13 protein-coding genes and 2 pseudogenes are annotated in these 14,506 nt (G+C 61.2%); 10 read left to right on the top strand and 5 right to left on the bottom strand.

The genetic code is table 11. The features are described 5' to 3' along the window. Window positions 1-27 precede the first annotated feature (27 nt). Window positions 28-1,308, top strand: coding sequence for a lipoprotein-releasing ABC transporter permease subunit (locus tag HAP41_RS23045; protein WP_014494909.1), 1,281 nt, complete (start codon window positions 28-30; stop codon window positions 1,306-1,308). A 7-nt stretch (window positions 1,309-1,315) separates the two neighbouring features. Beyond that, window positions 1,316-2,020, top strand: a complete 705-nt coding sequence (locus tag HAP41_RS23050) for an ABC transporter ATP-binding protein (RefSeq protein WP_166096967.1) — start codon at window positions 1,316-1,318, stop codon at window positions 2,018-2,020. A 130-nt stretch (window positions 2,021-2,150) separates the two neighbouring features. Here the strand turns inward: HAP41_RS23050 and HAP41_RS23055 are convergent, their stop codons facing one another. After that, complete coding sequence (locus tag HAP41_RS23055; protein ID WP_166096966.1) at window positions 2,151-3,230, bottom strand: alcohol dehydrogenase catalytic domain-containing protein; 1,080 nt, start codon at window positions 3,228-3,230, stop codon at window positions 2,151-2,153. A gap of 109 nt (window positions 3,231-3,339) precedes the next feature. Here HAP41_RS23055 and HAP41_RS23060 point away from each other — a divergent pair, with 109 nt between their 5' ends. Beyond that, window positions 3,340-4,119: a helix-turn-helix transcriptional regulator gene (locus tag HAP41_RS23060; protein WP_166096965.1), complete on the top strand. Its 780-nt coding sequence runs from the start codon at window positions 3,340-3,342 to the stop codon at window positions 4,117-4,119. 83 nt (window positions 4,120-4,202) lie between these two features. Here HAP41_RS23060 and HAP41_RS23065 read toward each other — a convergent pair whose 3' ends face one another. Together HAP41_RS23065 and HAP41_RS23070 are read right to left on the bottom strand one after the other, a co-directional pair. Then, window positions 4,203-4,502: a hypothetical protein gene (locus tag HAP41_RS23065; protein WP_063983013.1), complete on the bottom strand. Its 300-nt coding sequence runs from the start codon at window positions 4,500-4,502 to the stop codon at window positions 4,203-4,205. Window positions 4,503-4,708: 206 nt separating this feature from the next. After that, complete coding sequence (locus HAP41_RS23070) at window positions 4,709-6,142, bottom strand: DUF1254 domain-containing protein (protein WP_166096964.1); 1,434 nt, start codon at window positions 6,140-6,142, stop codon at window positions 4,709-4,711. A gap of 980 nt (window positions 6,143-7,122) precedes the next feature. On the opposite strand from HAP41_RS23070, the gene HAP41_RS23075 reads away from it, so the two are divergent. From HAP41_RS23075 to HAP41_RS23090, 4 genes are all read left to right on the top strand, one after another. Beyond that, window positions 7,123-7,788, top strand: coding sequence for a hypothetical protein (locus tag HAP41_RS23075; RefSeq protein WP_224580770.1), 666 nt, complete (start codon window positions 7,123-7,125; stop codon window positions 7,786-7,788). A gap of 193 nt (window positions 7,789-7,981) precedes the next feature. After that, a complete protein-coding gene (locus HAP41_RS23080) occupies window positions 7,982-8,443 on the top strand; it encodes a YybH family protein (RefSeq protein ID WP_063983016.1) in 462 nt (153 codons plus the stop codon). A 61-nt stretch (window positions 8,444-8,504) separates the two neighbouring features. Beyond that, window positions 8,505-9,020: a hypothetical protein gene (locus tag HAP41_RS23085; protein ID WP_166096962.1), complete on the top strand. Its 516-nt coding sequence runs from the start codon at window positions 8,505-8,507 to the stop codon at window positions 9,018-9,020. Window positions 9,021-9,358: 338 nt separating this feature from the next. Beyond that, window positions 9,359-9,952: a DUF6647 family protein gene (locus tag HAP41_RS23090; RefSeq protein WP_166096961.1), complete on the top strand. Its 594-nt coding sequence runs from the start codon at window positions 9,359-9,361 to the stop codon at window positions 9,950-9,952. A gap of 327 nt (window positions 9,953-10,279) precedes the next feature. Here HAP41_RS23090 and HAP41_RS23095 read toward each other — a convergent pair whose 3' ends face one another. Further along, window positions 10,280-11,281 carry a Bug family tripartite tricarboxylate transporter substrate binding protein gene (locus HAP41_RS23095; RefSeq protein WP_224580769.1) on the bottom strand — a complete coding sequence of 334 codons (1,002 nt, stop codon included), beginning with the start codon at window positions 11,279-11,281 and terminating at the stop codon, window positions 10,280-10,282. Between the two features lie 287 nt (window positions 11,282-11,568). On the opposite strand from HAP41_RS23095, the pseudogene HAP41_RS23100 reads away from it, so the two are divergent. From HAP41_RS23100 to HAP41_RS23110, 3 genes and pseudogenes are all read left to right on the top strand, one after another. Beyond that, window positions 11,569-12,120 (top strand): annotated as a pseudogene (locus HAP41_RS23100) (winged helix-turn-helix domain-containing protein); the annotation flags it as partial. Between the two features lie 210 nt (window positions 12,121-12,330). After that, entirely contained in the window at window positions 12,331-13,191 is an 861-nt protein-coding gene (locus HAP41_RS23105; protein WP_029085027.1) for a tyrosine-type recombinase/integrase, read from the top strand. A 20-nt stretch (window positions 13,192-13,211) separates the two neighbouring features. Continuing rightward, window positions 13,212-13,646: pseudogene (locus HAP41_RS23110) on the top strand (IS91 family transposase); the annotation flags it as partial. Window positions 13,647-13,748: 102 nt separating this feature from the next. On the opposite strand, the gene istB reads toward HAP41_RS23110, so the two are convergent. Next, window positions 13,749-14,501: an IS21-like element helper ATPase IstB gene (istB, locus tag HAP41_RS23115; protein ID WP_166057122.1), complete on the bottom strand. Its 753-nt coding sequence runs from the start codon at window positions 14,499-14,501 to the stop codon at window positions 13,749-13,751. Between the last annotated feature and the right edge of the window lie 5 nt (window positions 14,502-14,506).

A 14,506-nucleotide genomic window follows, 5' to 3' on the forward strand; every position in this document is an offset into this window, starting at 1 on the left:
GACCCCGAATCATGGGATTATCGAGCGATGGATGAGACCATGACCGAGACCAAGCAAACCGCGCCTTTTGCGCCATTCGAGTGGATGCTGTCGGCGCGCTATCTGCGGGCGCGCCGCAAGGAGGGATTCATCTCGGTCATCGCCGGGTTCTCCTTCCTCGGCATCATGCTCGGCGTGGCGACGCTGATCATCGTCATGGCTGTCATGAACGGCTTCCGCAAAGAGCTGCTCGACAAGATTTTGGGCCTCAACGGCCACATCCTGGTGCAGCCGCTGGAATCGCCGCTGACCGACTGGAAGGACGTCGCCGACCGCCTCAGCCAGGTCCAGGGCATCCGGCTCGCAGCGCCCGTGGTCGACGGCCAGGCGCTGGCGTCCTCGCCGTGGAACGCCTCGGGCGTCCTGGTGCGCGGCATCCGCTCCGATGACCTCAACAACCTCACGTCGATCGCCAAGAACATCAAGCAGGGCTCGCTCGAGGGCTTTGACGACGGGCAGGGGGTCGCGATCGGCCGCCGCCTCGCCGACCAGCTGTCGTTGCATGCCGGTGACAGCGTGACGCTGGTGGCGCCGAAGGGCGCGGTCACCCCGATGGGCACAACGCCGCGCATAAAGCCCTACAAGATCGTCGCGGTGTTCGAGATCGGCATGTCCGAATACGATCTCGGCTTCGTGTTCATGCCACTGGCTGAAGCTCAGGCCTATTTCAACCGCAGCAACGACGTCACCTCGATCGAGGTGTTCACCACCAACCCCGACAAGATCGACGCCTTCCGCAAGGCGGTGACGGAGGCCGCGGGCCGGCCGGTGTTCCTGGTCGACTGGCGGCAGCGCAACTCGACCTTCTTCAATGCGCTCCAGGTCGAGCGCAACGTGATGTTCCTGATCCTGACCATGATCGTGCTGGTCGCCGCGCTCAACATCGTCTCCGGCCTGATCATGCTGGTGAAGGACAAGGGCAGCGACATCGCGATCCTGCGCACGATGGGCGCTTCGCAAGGCTCGATCATGCGCGTCTTCCTGATCACGGGCGCCTCGATCGGCGTGGTCGGGACGCTGGTCGGCTTCTTCGTCGGCCTCGTGATCTGCCTCAACATCGAGTCCATCCGGCAATTCCTGTCCTGGCTGACCAGCACCGAGCTGTTCTCGCCGGAGCTCTACTTCCTGTCGAAACTGCCCGCCGAGATCGACGTCGGCGAGACCACGGCGGTCGTCATCATGGCGCTGACGCTGTCGTTTCTTGCGACGCTGTACCCGTCGTGGCGCGCCGCGCGCCTCGATCCCGTCGAAGCGCTGCGGTACGAGTGAGGGGCTGATGGAGAGCCAGCAGGGGGCGGAAGATGTACCGGTCATTTATCTCCACGAGATAAAGCGGCAGTACTTGCAGGGCGAGGTGCCGCTGACGATCCTCGACAACGCCAAGCTCGCGCTGTGGGCCGGGCAATCGGTGGCGCTGGTCGCACCGTCGGGCTCGGGCAAATCGACGTTGCTGCACATCGCAGGGCTGCTTGAAGCGCCCGATTCCGGCGAGGTCTACGTCAACGGCGCGCCGACCTCGCAGCTGCCCGACATCGAGCGTACCCAGCTCCGCCGCACCGATATCGGCTTCGTCTACCAGTCGCACCGGCTGCTGCCGGAGTTCTCGGCGCTCGAGAACGTCATGATGCCGCAGATGATCCGCGGCCTGAAGAAGTCGGAGAGCGTCAAGCGCGCCAAGGAGATCCTTGGCTATCTCGGCCTCGGCGACCGCATCACCCATCGGCCCGCGGAACTGTCGGGCGGCGAGCAGCAGCGCGTCGCGATTGCGCGCGCGGTCGCCAACGCGCCGCGCGTGCTGTTCGCGGACGAGCCGACCGGCAACCTCGATCCGCACACGGCCGATCACGTCTTCCAGGCCCTGATGCAGCTGGTCAAGGCGACCAAGGTCTCCATGCTGATCGCGACCCACAACATGGAGCTGGCCGGCCGCATGGACCGGCGCGTGTCGCTGTCGAACGGCCAGGTCATCGAGCTCGAATAATAAAAACTGCGAAAACAACCCCATGCACAGTAGCCGGCCCTGGCCGGCTACGATCGGGGTGACGCCTTCCAGCCATTTGACATGTCGGGCCTATCGGCTGCGACGGCGCATCGCCGCAGCGGAGGGGCCATTATGGCCTGATCACAGTCAATTTGAACGGTCCGCCATTCGCCGCGGCGTGTTCCACCGCCTCGTTGACGTGGTCGAGGTCGAAGGCCGTCGCCTCGTACTCGTCCAGCCGTAACAATCCCGCGCGCACCAGGGCGATCAGGCGGCTCGCCGCATCCGGCGGATACATCCAGACGCCGTGGATGCTGATGCAGTTGCGCATGATCCAAGGGTAGGGCAGATCGAGGCCCGCGCCGCCCGCCATGCCGACGCCGCCCATCAGCACGACGCGGCCGTAAGCGCGCACCGTCATGATCGCCGCGCGTACGACGGTCGTGCAGACCGAGGGCGGCATGATGTCGAATACGCAGTCGATCGGCCCCGGCGCGGCGCGCTTCATGCTTTCGCAGTCGTCGCTCTCGTTGCCGGTGAGCTTCACCGGCTTCACCCGATCGCCGAAGCGGCGGACGAGGTCGGCCAGAATCCTGTCGTTGCGACCGGGCGCGACCACGCAGGCCGCGCCCATCGCGAGCGCGACGGAGACGGCCGCGCTGCCGAAATTGCCGGTGGCGCCGCTCACCAGCACGGTCTCGCCGGGCTGAAGGTTGGCGGCGAGGAAGCCGCCATAGGGCACCAGCAGCGTGCCCAGCGCGCACCATTGCGTGGCTTCCGCGGACGTGATCGCGCCAAGCCGCTTCACATTCTCGGTCGGCACGCGCATCCGCTCGGCATAGGAGCCGTGGCGAAAATGCCGTTGCAGGCGCATACCGCCGGGGCCGGCGGCCGTGAGCCCTTGCAGGGCGATATCGGGCGCCACGATGTCATCGCGCGAACGCACCGTCGGGTCGCAGAACACCCAGTCGCCAACGGCGAGCTTGGTCGCGTCGGGGCCGGTCGCGCGCACCCGGCCGATGCCGCCGGGACCCGGGATGATCGGCAGGTCGAGCGCGTAGTTTCGTTCGCCGCTGAAGACCTCGTTCATGTAGGACAGGACGCGCGTGGCGACGACGTCGACGATGACCTCGCCGGTGCCGAGCACCGGCTCCGGCACATTCTCGATCACCAGCGGCGATCCGAAGGATTTGAGTACGGCAGCTTTCATGATGTTCACCTCAAAGTCGGGTGAAAGGGCATATGCGCCGCCTTGGAAAGGCGAGGAAGGCCTGGTATTATCCTAGTATTACGAAGGCCCTCCATCGGAGCGCAACATCATGGCCGACCCGCGCCGCATCGAATTCGGCGACTTCCTGCGGTCCCGCCGCGAAAAGCTGACGCCGAAGACGGTCGGTCTTCCCGCGGGCAGCCGCCGGCGCACCGCGGGCCTGCGCCGCGAGGAGGTCGCCCAGCTCGCCGGCATCGGTGTCGACTGGTACATCCGTCTCGAGCAGGGCCGCACCGTCAGCCCGTCGGTCACCACCGTCGAAGCGCCCGCCCGTGCGCTGCGGCTGAGCAAGACCGAGCATGCGCATCTCAAGGCGCTGGCGCGCGACGGCGACAAGCGGGCCTTCACGCGCGAGATCGTGCCGCCGCCGATCCTGCGGCTGATCGAGAGCCTGCCGCATCCGGCCTATATCACCGGGCGGCGCTGGGACGTGCTGGCCTGGAACGAAGCCGCCGAGCAGGTTTTTGCGTTCGGCCGGTTGCCGGAGGAGGATCGCAACACGATGCTCCTGATGATGACCAACAAACAGACGCGTAAGGCTTACGGCGCGGGCTGGGCGGAGGTCGCCAAGCGCATGGTCGCGATGTTTCGCGCCACCCACGACGTCTGGGCCGGGGATCCCGCGTTCGCGGAGTTGCTGACGCGGCTGCGACAGGGCAGCCCGGAATTCGTCAAATGGTGGGAAGCCCACGAGATCCGCAGCACCGCCTCGGGCCTCAAGACGATGTCTCATCCAACTCTGGGCGTGCTGCATTTCGAGCACACGAGTTTTCAGGCCAACGACGATCCCGCGCTGAAGCTCGTGATCTATACGCCGGTCGGGGCGTAAAACGCCGTCACCAGATCGGGAAGGCCACCGGCATATGTCCGGCGGCCTCCGCGCTTATTGTGGTTTGCGGGGCGGCGCCCCGACTAGAGATCGATGCTGACGGCGATATTACGGCCCTGCAGTTCGGCAATCTTCATTCCATCAGCCTGCAGCTGCGCGAACTCCGGGTCCTTTGCCACGGCCTCCTGCACCTTGCCGTAGACTTCCCAATTGGAGTAGCGCGTCGTAACCAGCAACTCTCCTGCCCAGTGACCGGTGTGGAAACGGGAGAGCCGAAGAAACTCGGCACCGTGTTTTTCAAAGATTTTCTTCGCCTGCCGGATGATCTGGACCGTTTCCTCGACCTTGTCGGTTTTGAAGCGAGTAAATTGAACGATCGGCATGGGCTACCTCCTTAGCTTTGTAAACTGTCCAAGAGGCATGTATCGAGCGACGTTTGAGGAGCGAACCTCCCGTTCGATCTCGATGAAGGTTCGTCTTCGGCGGCGTCATCCTGGTTCAGGTTTCGCAAGCGGAATCATCTCTGCCCTTTCTTGGGCGCTTTAAATTCGCCGCGCGTGCCTTGCCCGGCCGGGCTCCCTTGGCATTGTCATTGCTGCCGGCCAACGGTTTCACTATCGACCCGCTTGATGGCGGGTGGATTCCACACGCCGGTCAATGCCTCCGACTTTGGCGCATAAAGACGCATGGTGAGGTTGAACGGGCTTTTGGGCGCGGGCAGCCAGTTGGCTTCGCGATCGCCGCCCGGATTGTCATTCTGGACGTAGAGCGTGAGCGATCCGTCGGCGTCGCGCTTGAACGGCATCCAGCTGCTCACCGCAAAGCGATTGAGTGGATTGGCAACCTGGAAGCCTTCATCGTCATACAGGGTGATTGACCAGAATGCCTCGACCGGCGGGACCGCGTCCTTGGCAAAGCGGACGATGTATTTGTTTGCGCCGTCGAGCGGCTTGCCGTTTTCATCGCCAACACTGTTAGGGTAGATCGCGTCCTCCGGCAGATTAGCGCCGAGTCCGAGCTGCGCGACGATCGCGCGCTTCAAGTAGTAGTTCCCGTAAACGCCCATCGTGTCTGTGTTCATGGACCAGTGATTTGCGACGCGCGCCAGCGTTGGGATTTTCCATGCCATCAGTTTTTGCGCCTGAGCCGGCGCATCCTCGATAGCTTTCCGTACCGTGGCATCGGCTTTGGTCATATCGAAGTTCTTGCCCGGTTCGAGCCCTATCCGCGCCATGCGCGCGATGATCGGCTCATCTGTGATGTGTGGCGGGTGGACCTTGGATAGCTCCGCCGCATAGGCAAAAAACTTATCGCCTGCCATCGTGTCGACTTGCAGCTTCGGCGGCGTCTTGACGTCAACGTTGGGATCGATGGTCTGTGTCACGGCGACCGGGGGCTTACCCCATCCAGATAGCGGTGTGATCTTGTACCCCTTCTGTACCTCGTGAACCGCAGCATAGTCGGCAGGACCATCGGTCTTGGTGCGGCCGATGATCCAGACATAAGGCGTCGGCGCGTCGATACGCGCGAAGCCCGCCGGCACGTTTCCGTTCCAGCCCGGCGGCACGACCAGGAAATTCGCTGCCTTGGTGCCTGTCGTACGCCATCCCGGCGACGCGAACACATCGGTCCACATGTCGAGCATCGGCAGCAGGTAGTAGCGGCCACCGGTATCAGGAACCGAAACGACCATGGGTTCGCGGGTCAGGTCGAGCCAGGCGCTCGAATACAGCGTGTCGAAATTGGGCCGCACCACCGCCTTCATGTCTGCGGTCGGGTAGGCCTGGATATTGTCGAACGTGTTGGGAGGGCCGCCTATTGCCGCAGTTTTGGGATCGGAATTGATGAGCTGCTTGCGCGTCAGGTCCATCGTCACAAGCGGATAGAAGTAAACATACGCCTCTGCAGCGATCGCTTGTGCCTCTTCCGCAGAAATCGATTGAGCGGCGCTCGGGGTCGATGTCGATACGATGAGACTCAAACCCGACAGGATCGCAGCAAGCGACAACAGATGCTTTTGCATAAGGGTACTCCTGAAATTCGCTGCATTGGCCGAGTGGGGCGATGTAGTGCCCCACTGCGGGTGTTTTCCTATCCCCTTCCAACTCAGGCAAAGGAGGATGAGCCAGCTAAGCGGCGAAGCCCCGCGTTCTGGTTGATCTAGATCAAGGGACGTCCGCCGACGGGTCACGAGCGGCGTTGCTCTGACGGATCGCTGCGCTCCGCTTGGCCCTCAAAAGCGGACGCCAGGCGATCTTGAGCCGACGCCCGAGACCGGCGTCTAGATGACGAGCTTCAGCGCCGGATCGTCATTGGATTGCAACCTCGTGTGCTCGAAATGGAGCAGCCCTTCATCCGATGATTCATCGTCTTGAGGTCGGACGCTGACGATGTGAGCCCATCTGCCGAGAATAGCTCGATGAATACTCCGGCGTCTGCGCGCGGTCGATTGTGATAGGCACAGGGATCGTCACGTTGCCCGGTGAAATACGGAGTGGCGATGCGGGCGAGGGCGCGGCCGACGGACGCGCGATGGCGCGATCGCGCGATTGTCGCCGATGAGCTTGCGGCGAACAGTCGCGGCTTGTGACCTATGACAAACGACTGCGGCCTCAGAGTGGTGTTCGCGGCGAAGCGCGATCGAGTGATCGCAATGCACGCTGCTGGGCGGAGTTGCTGATTGTACCGAGGGACTCGTGGTGCTACGTTTGAGCACGTCATTCCGTTTCGGTTTGATGCGGCGGGCGATCGGGCTTACGGACCGCCGCCCGTTTATTTGAAGTTGGAATAGTTGAGCCAATCGTGTCCCGCCTCCGGCCCCCCTTTTGAGTGCGGTCGGACGATGTTTTTCATTGGCCTCCGTTCTTCCCATTGACTCGGAGGCGGGTTTTTTTAGTTGAACTTTGCAGTAAGTCGATCTTCGACATGTGCATACTGACAAGCCACGCGGATCGTGCCGCACCACATCACCATCTGAACGCGAGGTGGGGCAGCCATTGCTTGATGGTTGCATTGCTCTGTGCCGCTTCCTTGTTTCAGTTCGCGCCCAGGGCGTGGGGACAATGCTCGGCGCGCGACGTGTTACAGAATCAACTGAAACTCGGCAAAGTTCGTGCAGTTGATTTGCCGCAAAAACTCATCGGGTCCGCCCGCGACGTTCCGACTTGGAAGACGATTGCGGTCGGCACTTTTGGCAACTCCTTCGCGTTGCGCAATGCATTGGATGCCGTGGGTTGCAATATCGGCGGGTTGGCCGCGGAAGTTCTCGCTCGACCGGCATTTACCGTCAGTTCTAACAAGATGAACGTGGAGCTTTTGGCGGTATCCGCGGTCCAGCTCGGCTTCAAAACCGATAGCGTGGCTCTGGCCGTCATTTACGCGCGGGCCCGACAACTCGGCTTTGAACTTGCTGCAGCGGAGGTCGGTCCGCAATTGCGCCTTCAATATCTTGATCAGCCCATGGGCGAATTCCTCATCGTGGGAATGCAGCCGATCAAGACGTGGAGCGGAGAGCCCGTGGTTCTCGACGTGGCAAATGGCGGAGCCGGATTGATCCTGATCGGCCAGGACGGCCGAGATGACGCTGAAATACCGGCGACCTCCCGTTTTCTTTTCGTGCGGCCGCCTGACCTTAGCGGCGGAATCGCGGCCGCTCTGCTGCCACCATGAAGACGAACAACCAAGTTTCGAGCAGCGCTGACTGCGGAGAAAATTCCTCGCGTCAGATCAAGGGAGACTTCCTGTCCATGGAGAACAACGAGGCTGCCGGCTCAAATGCAGCGGCGTCGGGAGTTCACGGGGATGGAGGCAAGCCTCGTCTCAAGTCTCGTCTGGAGCGGCGTCAACAGTAGGGAGTGACATCATGCGCGGATTCGGAGCTGTATGCATCTCACTGTTACTATCGGCAATTCCTGCGACTGCGTCAGATCAAAATCTCAAGGAAGAACTTGGAAAGATAGGTTCAGCATACGAGCAGTACTTCAGCAACAAGGACGCTGCCGGGATTACTTCGCTTTACACCAAGAACTATATGCGTGTGACGGAAGACGGCGTCGTGGACAATGCCAGATACTATGAGAACGCTTTCAAGGCGGGAGTTAGTCGCCTCGAGGTCAAGACGATCGAGGTTCAGTCATTGTCAGAAAGCATGGCTCTGGTCACCGGCGAATCTCGCGTTACCGGCAACAGCGAGACAGGCGCTCCCATAGACTTCACCGTTGTTTGGACCGCTCTCGACGTTCGTGAGGACGGGCAATGGAAGATTCGCATGCTCACGTCGGTCCCCAAACCGCCGCCGCCCCAGCCGCAGCAGGCCGCAAAATAACGCAAGGCATTGGCTTCTCTGCCCGCAATCGTTCTCTGCGCCACCTCAAAGGGAGTCAACGATGGCCATTTTGCACGCAAGCGTCGCATTGCTTTCAGTCGCATCAGTTCTGGCAACGACGAGTGTCCAGGCTCAGAGCATGCCGCCGGAGGGCCCCGTCTCGGTCATATTCACCGCCACGCCGATTCCTGCTCTCAAGCCGATGGCGATCGGCGGCGGCAGAGAGTTTGTTCTCATGAACCAGGCCATGGCAGCCTCAAACGAAGCGGGAAATCCTGTACTCAACAACATGGGCGGACGTTGTCAGCTCAGCCGCCTGACGGATCCTTCGGCGAAGACCGCCGAGCTTCACGGATTCTGTACTTACGTCGACAAGGACGGCGACCAGTTGCTCGAGCAATGCGACTGGTTGCCCGCATCCCCCAACAATTGCAACATAACGGGTGGGACCGGAAAATTCGAAGGTCTCCAGGCCGCGCTCGTCGTCACCATCGACCCTCTCAAGAGCAACTTCGATGGCATCAGTCAGGTCATTGGCCACAAGAAGGGGACGTACAAGTTCGTCAAGACGAACTAGGCTCGCCCGCCGAATTCCAGCAGGCGTGCACGGCCTTGATTGCTGCAGTTCGGAATGCCAAGGCAGCAACGTCTTCTGAACGGTTTGCCCCGGCGCTCATGTCCGCTACCACGCCCTAGCGACGTGGTTCCGTCGTCTGCTGAACGGTCGGCCGGCGTCCCGGTGAAGTACGAGGCACGCCGCTCGCCAGCATGTTCGGTGACGGGCGGCGTTGCGAGTTCTTTGGGTGTGAATGGGTTCACAACGACGTGGCGAGGCAAATGCTATGTTCCAGCCATTCAATTGCCGACTGATGTTTCGAAGAGTTTCTTTTTCGGACAGCCTCTGAGGAGAGGGTCATGTTCAAGCAATTCCTCTTGGTCGCGGCGATAGCCTCCCTAACGTTAGCCACATCCTCTAAAGCCGATTGCGAATATGCTTTGGAGCGCAGCGCGTCCGCCGAGTCGCGTTCGGTTTCGTTGCATTCTGATGCGGCTCAACTTGCGGAAGCCCTGTTGGATGACATTGTGACTTGGCTCTCATCGAATTTCGACCTGCCTGCCATCAAACAGCGTCCCGTCGTTGAATTTGCGTCGAAGATGGAGCTTGCGAGGTTGCGTGCAAGGGACCGTACTTCTTCGCAAGGCTTCATGGAAAGCGATGGACAACTAGCTCAGCGCGAGGTTGTCGCACTTTACGACAACGAGACGAGAACGATCCTGCTTCCTGATGATTGGGGTGGCACTTCGCCGACTGATCAATCGGTCCTGGTACACGAAATGGTCCATCACCTTCAGAATGTTGGAGGGCTCAAATTTGTTTGCCCACAGGCGCGAGAGAAGTTGGCCTACCTGGCTCAGGATAAATGGCTGGAGCGGTTCGGACTTAGCTTGGAGAACGAGTTCGACGTCGACATGTTCACGGTGCTGATTACTTCAGCATGCATGTATTGAGTGTGACCGGTCGATCCAAGTCGCTGTCGAACGATTGCCTTTCCAAAGGAGCGCAGAGCCAAGATCATCTCGTACGTACCAGCAAGATCTTCAGCGGATTTGATTGATGGCCAGACTCTTGGCGGTCCTCGCAATTGCATTGGCAATCCTGGCGATGGCTCCGGGGCAGCAGAATCAGTTTGTACCGCTGCCAACAGGACCAATGCCAGCGGTGCTTGTTCCCTGAGTTCTGCTGAGGTGACGGGTTCATCCATTCAGCCGATGGCGCACAGATCCGCTCGTGGCCCACGGCGATCTGCAAGGCGGACGGGCGCCGGCATCCGCACTCTATTCAGGCGTCAGCCCCAATGCCTTCACGGCAGCCACCAAGGGAGGCGTTTCGCTGTCGTACAGCTTTCTGAACGCGATATGTCCTTGAGCGGACTCATCGATGCCGTACGCGTCGAGCAGCTTCTGTATCTTGTCGGTCTTGCCGGCTTCTACCATCAGGCCGGAAACACGCTCCACGATGTCCTGCGGTATGCCGATGGGACCGGCAAGAAAGACGTAACCGGTCATAGCAAAGAGCTCGGACTCGGCACCCTGCTCGAAAAATGTGGGAACGTCGGGAAGCTTTCTGCTCCGCGTCCTCGTCTGCACGGCGATTGCCCTCCCAACTCCGGATTCCAGCGCGTTGACGGCATTGGCGTAGCTCCCCATCGCCGCCTGGAGCACGCCGGCCGCGAGGTCCTGCCACATCGGCGCTTCGCCGCGGTAGTGCACGGCTTTCATCTGCAGCCCGTACTGCTTGTTGAGCTCTGCAACGACGATATGAGGGTAGGAGCCTGCGCCGAAGGTCCCGACGTTGGTCACGTTCCTGCGGGCGTATTCGACGAACTCCTTTAAATTGGTGGCATTGGTCGCCTTATAGGCGACCAATGGCAGATATCCTGCCGACATGCTGGAAATGAGCGCGAAGTCCCTGTCGGCGTCGTATGGCAAAGTCTTAAATAGCACGCGGCTTTGCACCAGAGTTGCGGTGATGGCGAGGAGTAACGTGTAACCGTCCGGTGGCGATTGCTTCACGGCTGCTGCAGCGATCGAACCGCTGGCACCCGCCTTATTCTCAACTATCACCGGCTGGCCGAGCTTCTGGGAGAGGTATTCGCCGTAGACGCGCGCGAGGGTGTCCGCAAGTCCGCCGGCGGGATAGGCGCAAACAATCTTGATCGGCCTGGAGGGCCAGGTCTGCGTCCACCCGCTATCATGATACGACAAAGCGATGGTGGCTGCGCCGGTTGCGATGAAGGCGCGGCGCGTGATCTTCAATGCCATCACGGTCTCCATCATGTTTGTATTCCGAGGACGCGCGTCGTGGCGTTGCTGCCAGTCCTTCAAGCGGACGGCCCTACGTTGAATCCTGAGCCGCTGCTCGGGGCACTGCTGCGCGGTACGGCAAGCCGTTGGTCGTGCTCATGGATTGCTTCCTGAGCAAATTGTGCCGTCCCGAGGATGGTAGCAGGCCATGGGCGGGCGCTCTTGACATTCTGCTTACATTCTCTTCACCGCCGGCTTATTCTTGCGCTGCAACCGGCGCGAGAGACCGACGGGGGAAAGCCACCCAGGGAATTGCCAGCTTGCGGTATCTCTTCGACGAGTACGCATTCGACACCGACCTTCGCGAGCTTTACCGCGGGGCGCACGTGGTCTCGGTTGCGCCGCAGGTGTTCGACCTGCTCGACTACCTGATCCGCAACAGGGAACGGGTCGTAAGCAAGGACGACCTCATCAAGACCATCTGGAACGGCCGTGTCGTGTCCGATGCGGCACTGACGACGCGGCTGAACGTCGCTCGGAGTGTGATTGGCGATTCCGGCGAAAAACAGCGTCTCATCAAAACCCTGCAGCGCAAGGGCTTCCGTTTCGTTGGAACGGTGCAGGAAGTGCAGAGGCCCGCAGACGCGGCGCCCACAGCCGATTCTGGTGAACAGTTTCAGGGTACCGCTGATCCAGATCGGTCCGATGCCGCAACAGTTGCGATGTCGATTCCTGCGCCACGCCTTTCCATCGTCGTACTGCCGTTCGCGAACTTCGGAGGCGATCCCGAGCAGGACTATTTCGTTGATGGCGTGACCGACAGCCTGACCACGGACCTTTCGCGCATCAGTGGCTCGTCGTCCGTGAACAAGGCTCTAAGCGATTGAGCGAGAGTCTGTTTTTCGGATTTGAGACGGTTTGAGATTGCAGGGATTGGGAGGTAAAGACCGCCAAAGCCTGCAAATTCGATTGTGGATTGAACGAAGCCGCTGCCGCGGCGTAGGGGGCAAGGTGGCATAGATCGCCTCCTGGCTGAGAGGATGTGGGTGTTGGAGCCCACCCCCTCAGACAGGAGTATCGAGATGGCCGATTTGAGCCCTCTTCGCCGCCGCATGATCGAAGACATGACCGTCCGCAATCTGTCGCCGGCGACGCAAAGATCCTACATCAGCGCGGTTTCGAAGTTCAGCCGCTATTTTGGCCGATCGCCTGACCGGTTAGAGCTGGAAGACGTCCGCGCCTTCCAGGTGCATTTGGTCTCGACCGGCATCTCATGGCCGGCGCTGAACCAGATCGTCTGTGCGCTACGGTTTTTCTACGGCGTCACGCTCGGCGAGGCGCTCATCCCAGAGCGCATTCCCTATGCGCGAGAACCGCGCAAGCTGCCGGTCGTTCTCAGCGCCGACGAAGTGGTTCAGTTTCTTGAAGCGGTATCGAGCCTGAAGAGCCGCGCCGCGCTCACCACCGCCTATGCGGCCGGGCTCAGGGCCTCGGAGGTTGCGGGACTGCGGATCGAAGACATCGACAGCGCCCGCGGCGTCATCCAGGTGCGCCACGGCAAGGGCGCGAAGGATCGCAACGTGATGCTGTCGCCCCAGCTGCTGGGCATCCTGCGCACCTACTGGCGGCTCGCCCGGCCGCGGCTTTATCTGTTCCCTGGTCGTGACGAAGATCATCCGATCGATCAGACCGTGCTGCATGCCGCCTGCCGGTCGGCGGTGAAGGCTGCGGGCCTGACCAAGCGCGTCACGCTGCACACGCTGCGCCACAGCTTCGCGACACATCTTCTCGAGAACGGAACCGATATCCGGATCATCCAGGTCTTGCTCGGGCACAATAATTTGTCGTCGACAGCGCGCTACACGCAGGTCGCCACCGATACGATCCGAGCGACGCAGAGCCCGCTCGATCGCCTGTCGCTGGAGGTGACGCCACCTGGATGACCCGCAGCGGGATGCGGGTCATGACCCGCTCCGACATCCGCTCCAACAGGCCCGCCATCGAGATTGCCGATATTCTGCGCCGGCATGGCGACGCCTATCGCCGTGTACATGCCGGTCATCTGGGGCGGGTCGAGCGGCGCGTGATGAGCGCGATCGTTGCGTGCCGGACCGAGGCGCTCGGCGGCCACATGCAGGCTTGCGACGACTGCGGCACGACACGCGTTGCCTATAATTCCTGCCGCAATCGGCACTGTCCGAAGTGTCAGGGGAGAGCCCGAGCCGCGTGGCTCGCCGCGCGTCAAGCCGACCTGCTTCCGGTTCCCTATTTCCACGTCGTCTTTACACTTCCCGCACCGATCGCCGCGATCGCTTTCCAGAACAAGGCCGTCGTCTATGCCATCCTGTTCAAGGCTGCCGCCGAGGCGATGACTGCGGATTCCGACGAAGCCGGCCATGCATTCCAATTCGAAGCCGGCCGGGTATTCCGATCTGAAGCCGGCCACCCGTGGCGTCGTTCGCATGGGTCAATTTCATGATGTCGTCGAGGGCTGGGAAGGTCAAGAGACCGGTTGATCTTGAGCGGGTTGCTTCTGCTTCCTGAGGCTCTCTCCTTTGAGTTCGATGCGGTAGGCATTGTGGACGAGGCGATCGAGAATCGCGTCGGCGATGGTGGGGTTGCCGATGATTTCGTACCAGCGATCGACGGGCAGCTGGCTGGTGACGATAATCGAGCGGGCTTCGTATCGATCCTCGACGATTTCGAGCAAATCACGGCGCTGGTCGGCGTCGAGAGGTTCTGGTCCCCAGTCGTCCAGGATCAGCAGATCAAGTCGTGCGATCGCCCGCAGCATCTTGGTATAGCGGCCATCGGCGCGGCCGAGTGCGAGAGCGGCGAAGAGACGCGGCACACGATGGTAGGCAACTGAGAAGTCGTCTCGGCAAGCCTTGTTGCCGAGGGCACAAGCGAGCCAGCTCTTGCCGACGCCGCACGGCCCGGTAACAAGGAGATTATGTCGTGCCCGGATCCAGTCGCCAGCGGCGAGTTTTAGAAAGAGCGTGCGGTCGAGGCCGCGGATAGCGCGGTAATCGACATCCTCGACGCAGGCGGCATGACGCAGCTTGGCGGCTCGAGCTCTGCTTTCGAACCGCTTTTGCTGGCGCAGCGTTTTCTCGTGTTCCAGGAGCAACGCCAGCCATTCGGCGTGTTCGAGGCTGCGCGCTTCGGACTGGGCATCGAGGTCCTTGAAGCCTTTGGCCATACCGTGGAGACCAAGGCTATGCAGCAGGTCGAGGGTGGGATGGGTGAGCATGCTGG

The sequence above is a fragment of the Bradyrhizobium barranii subsp. apii genome (assembly GCF_011516635.5).
In the GTDB taxonomy this organism is placed as follows: Bacteria; Pseudomonadota; Alphaproteobacteria; order Rhizobiales; family Xanthobacteraceae; genus Bradyrhizobium; species Bradyrhizobium barranii.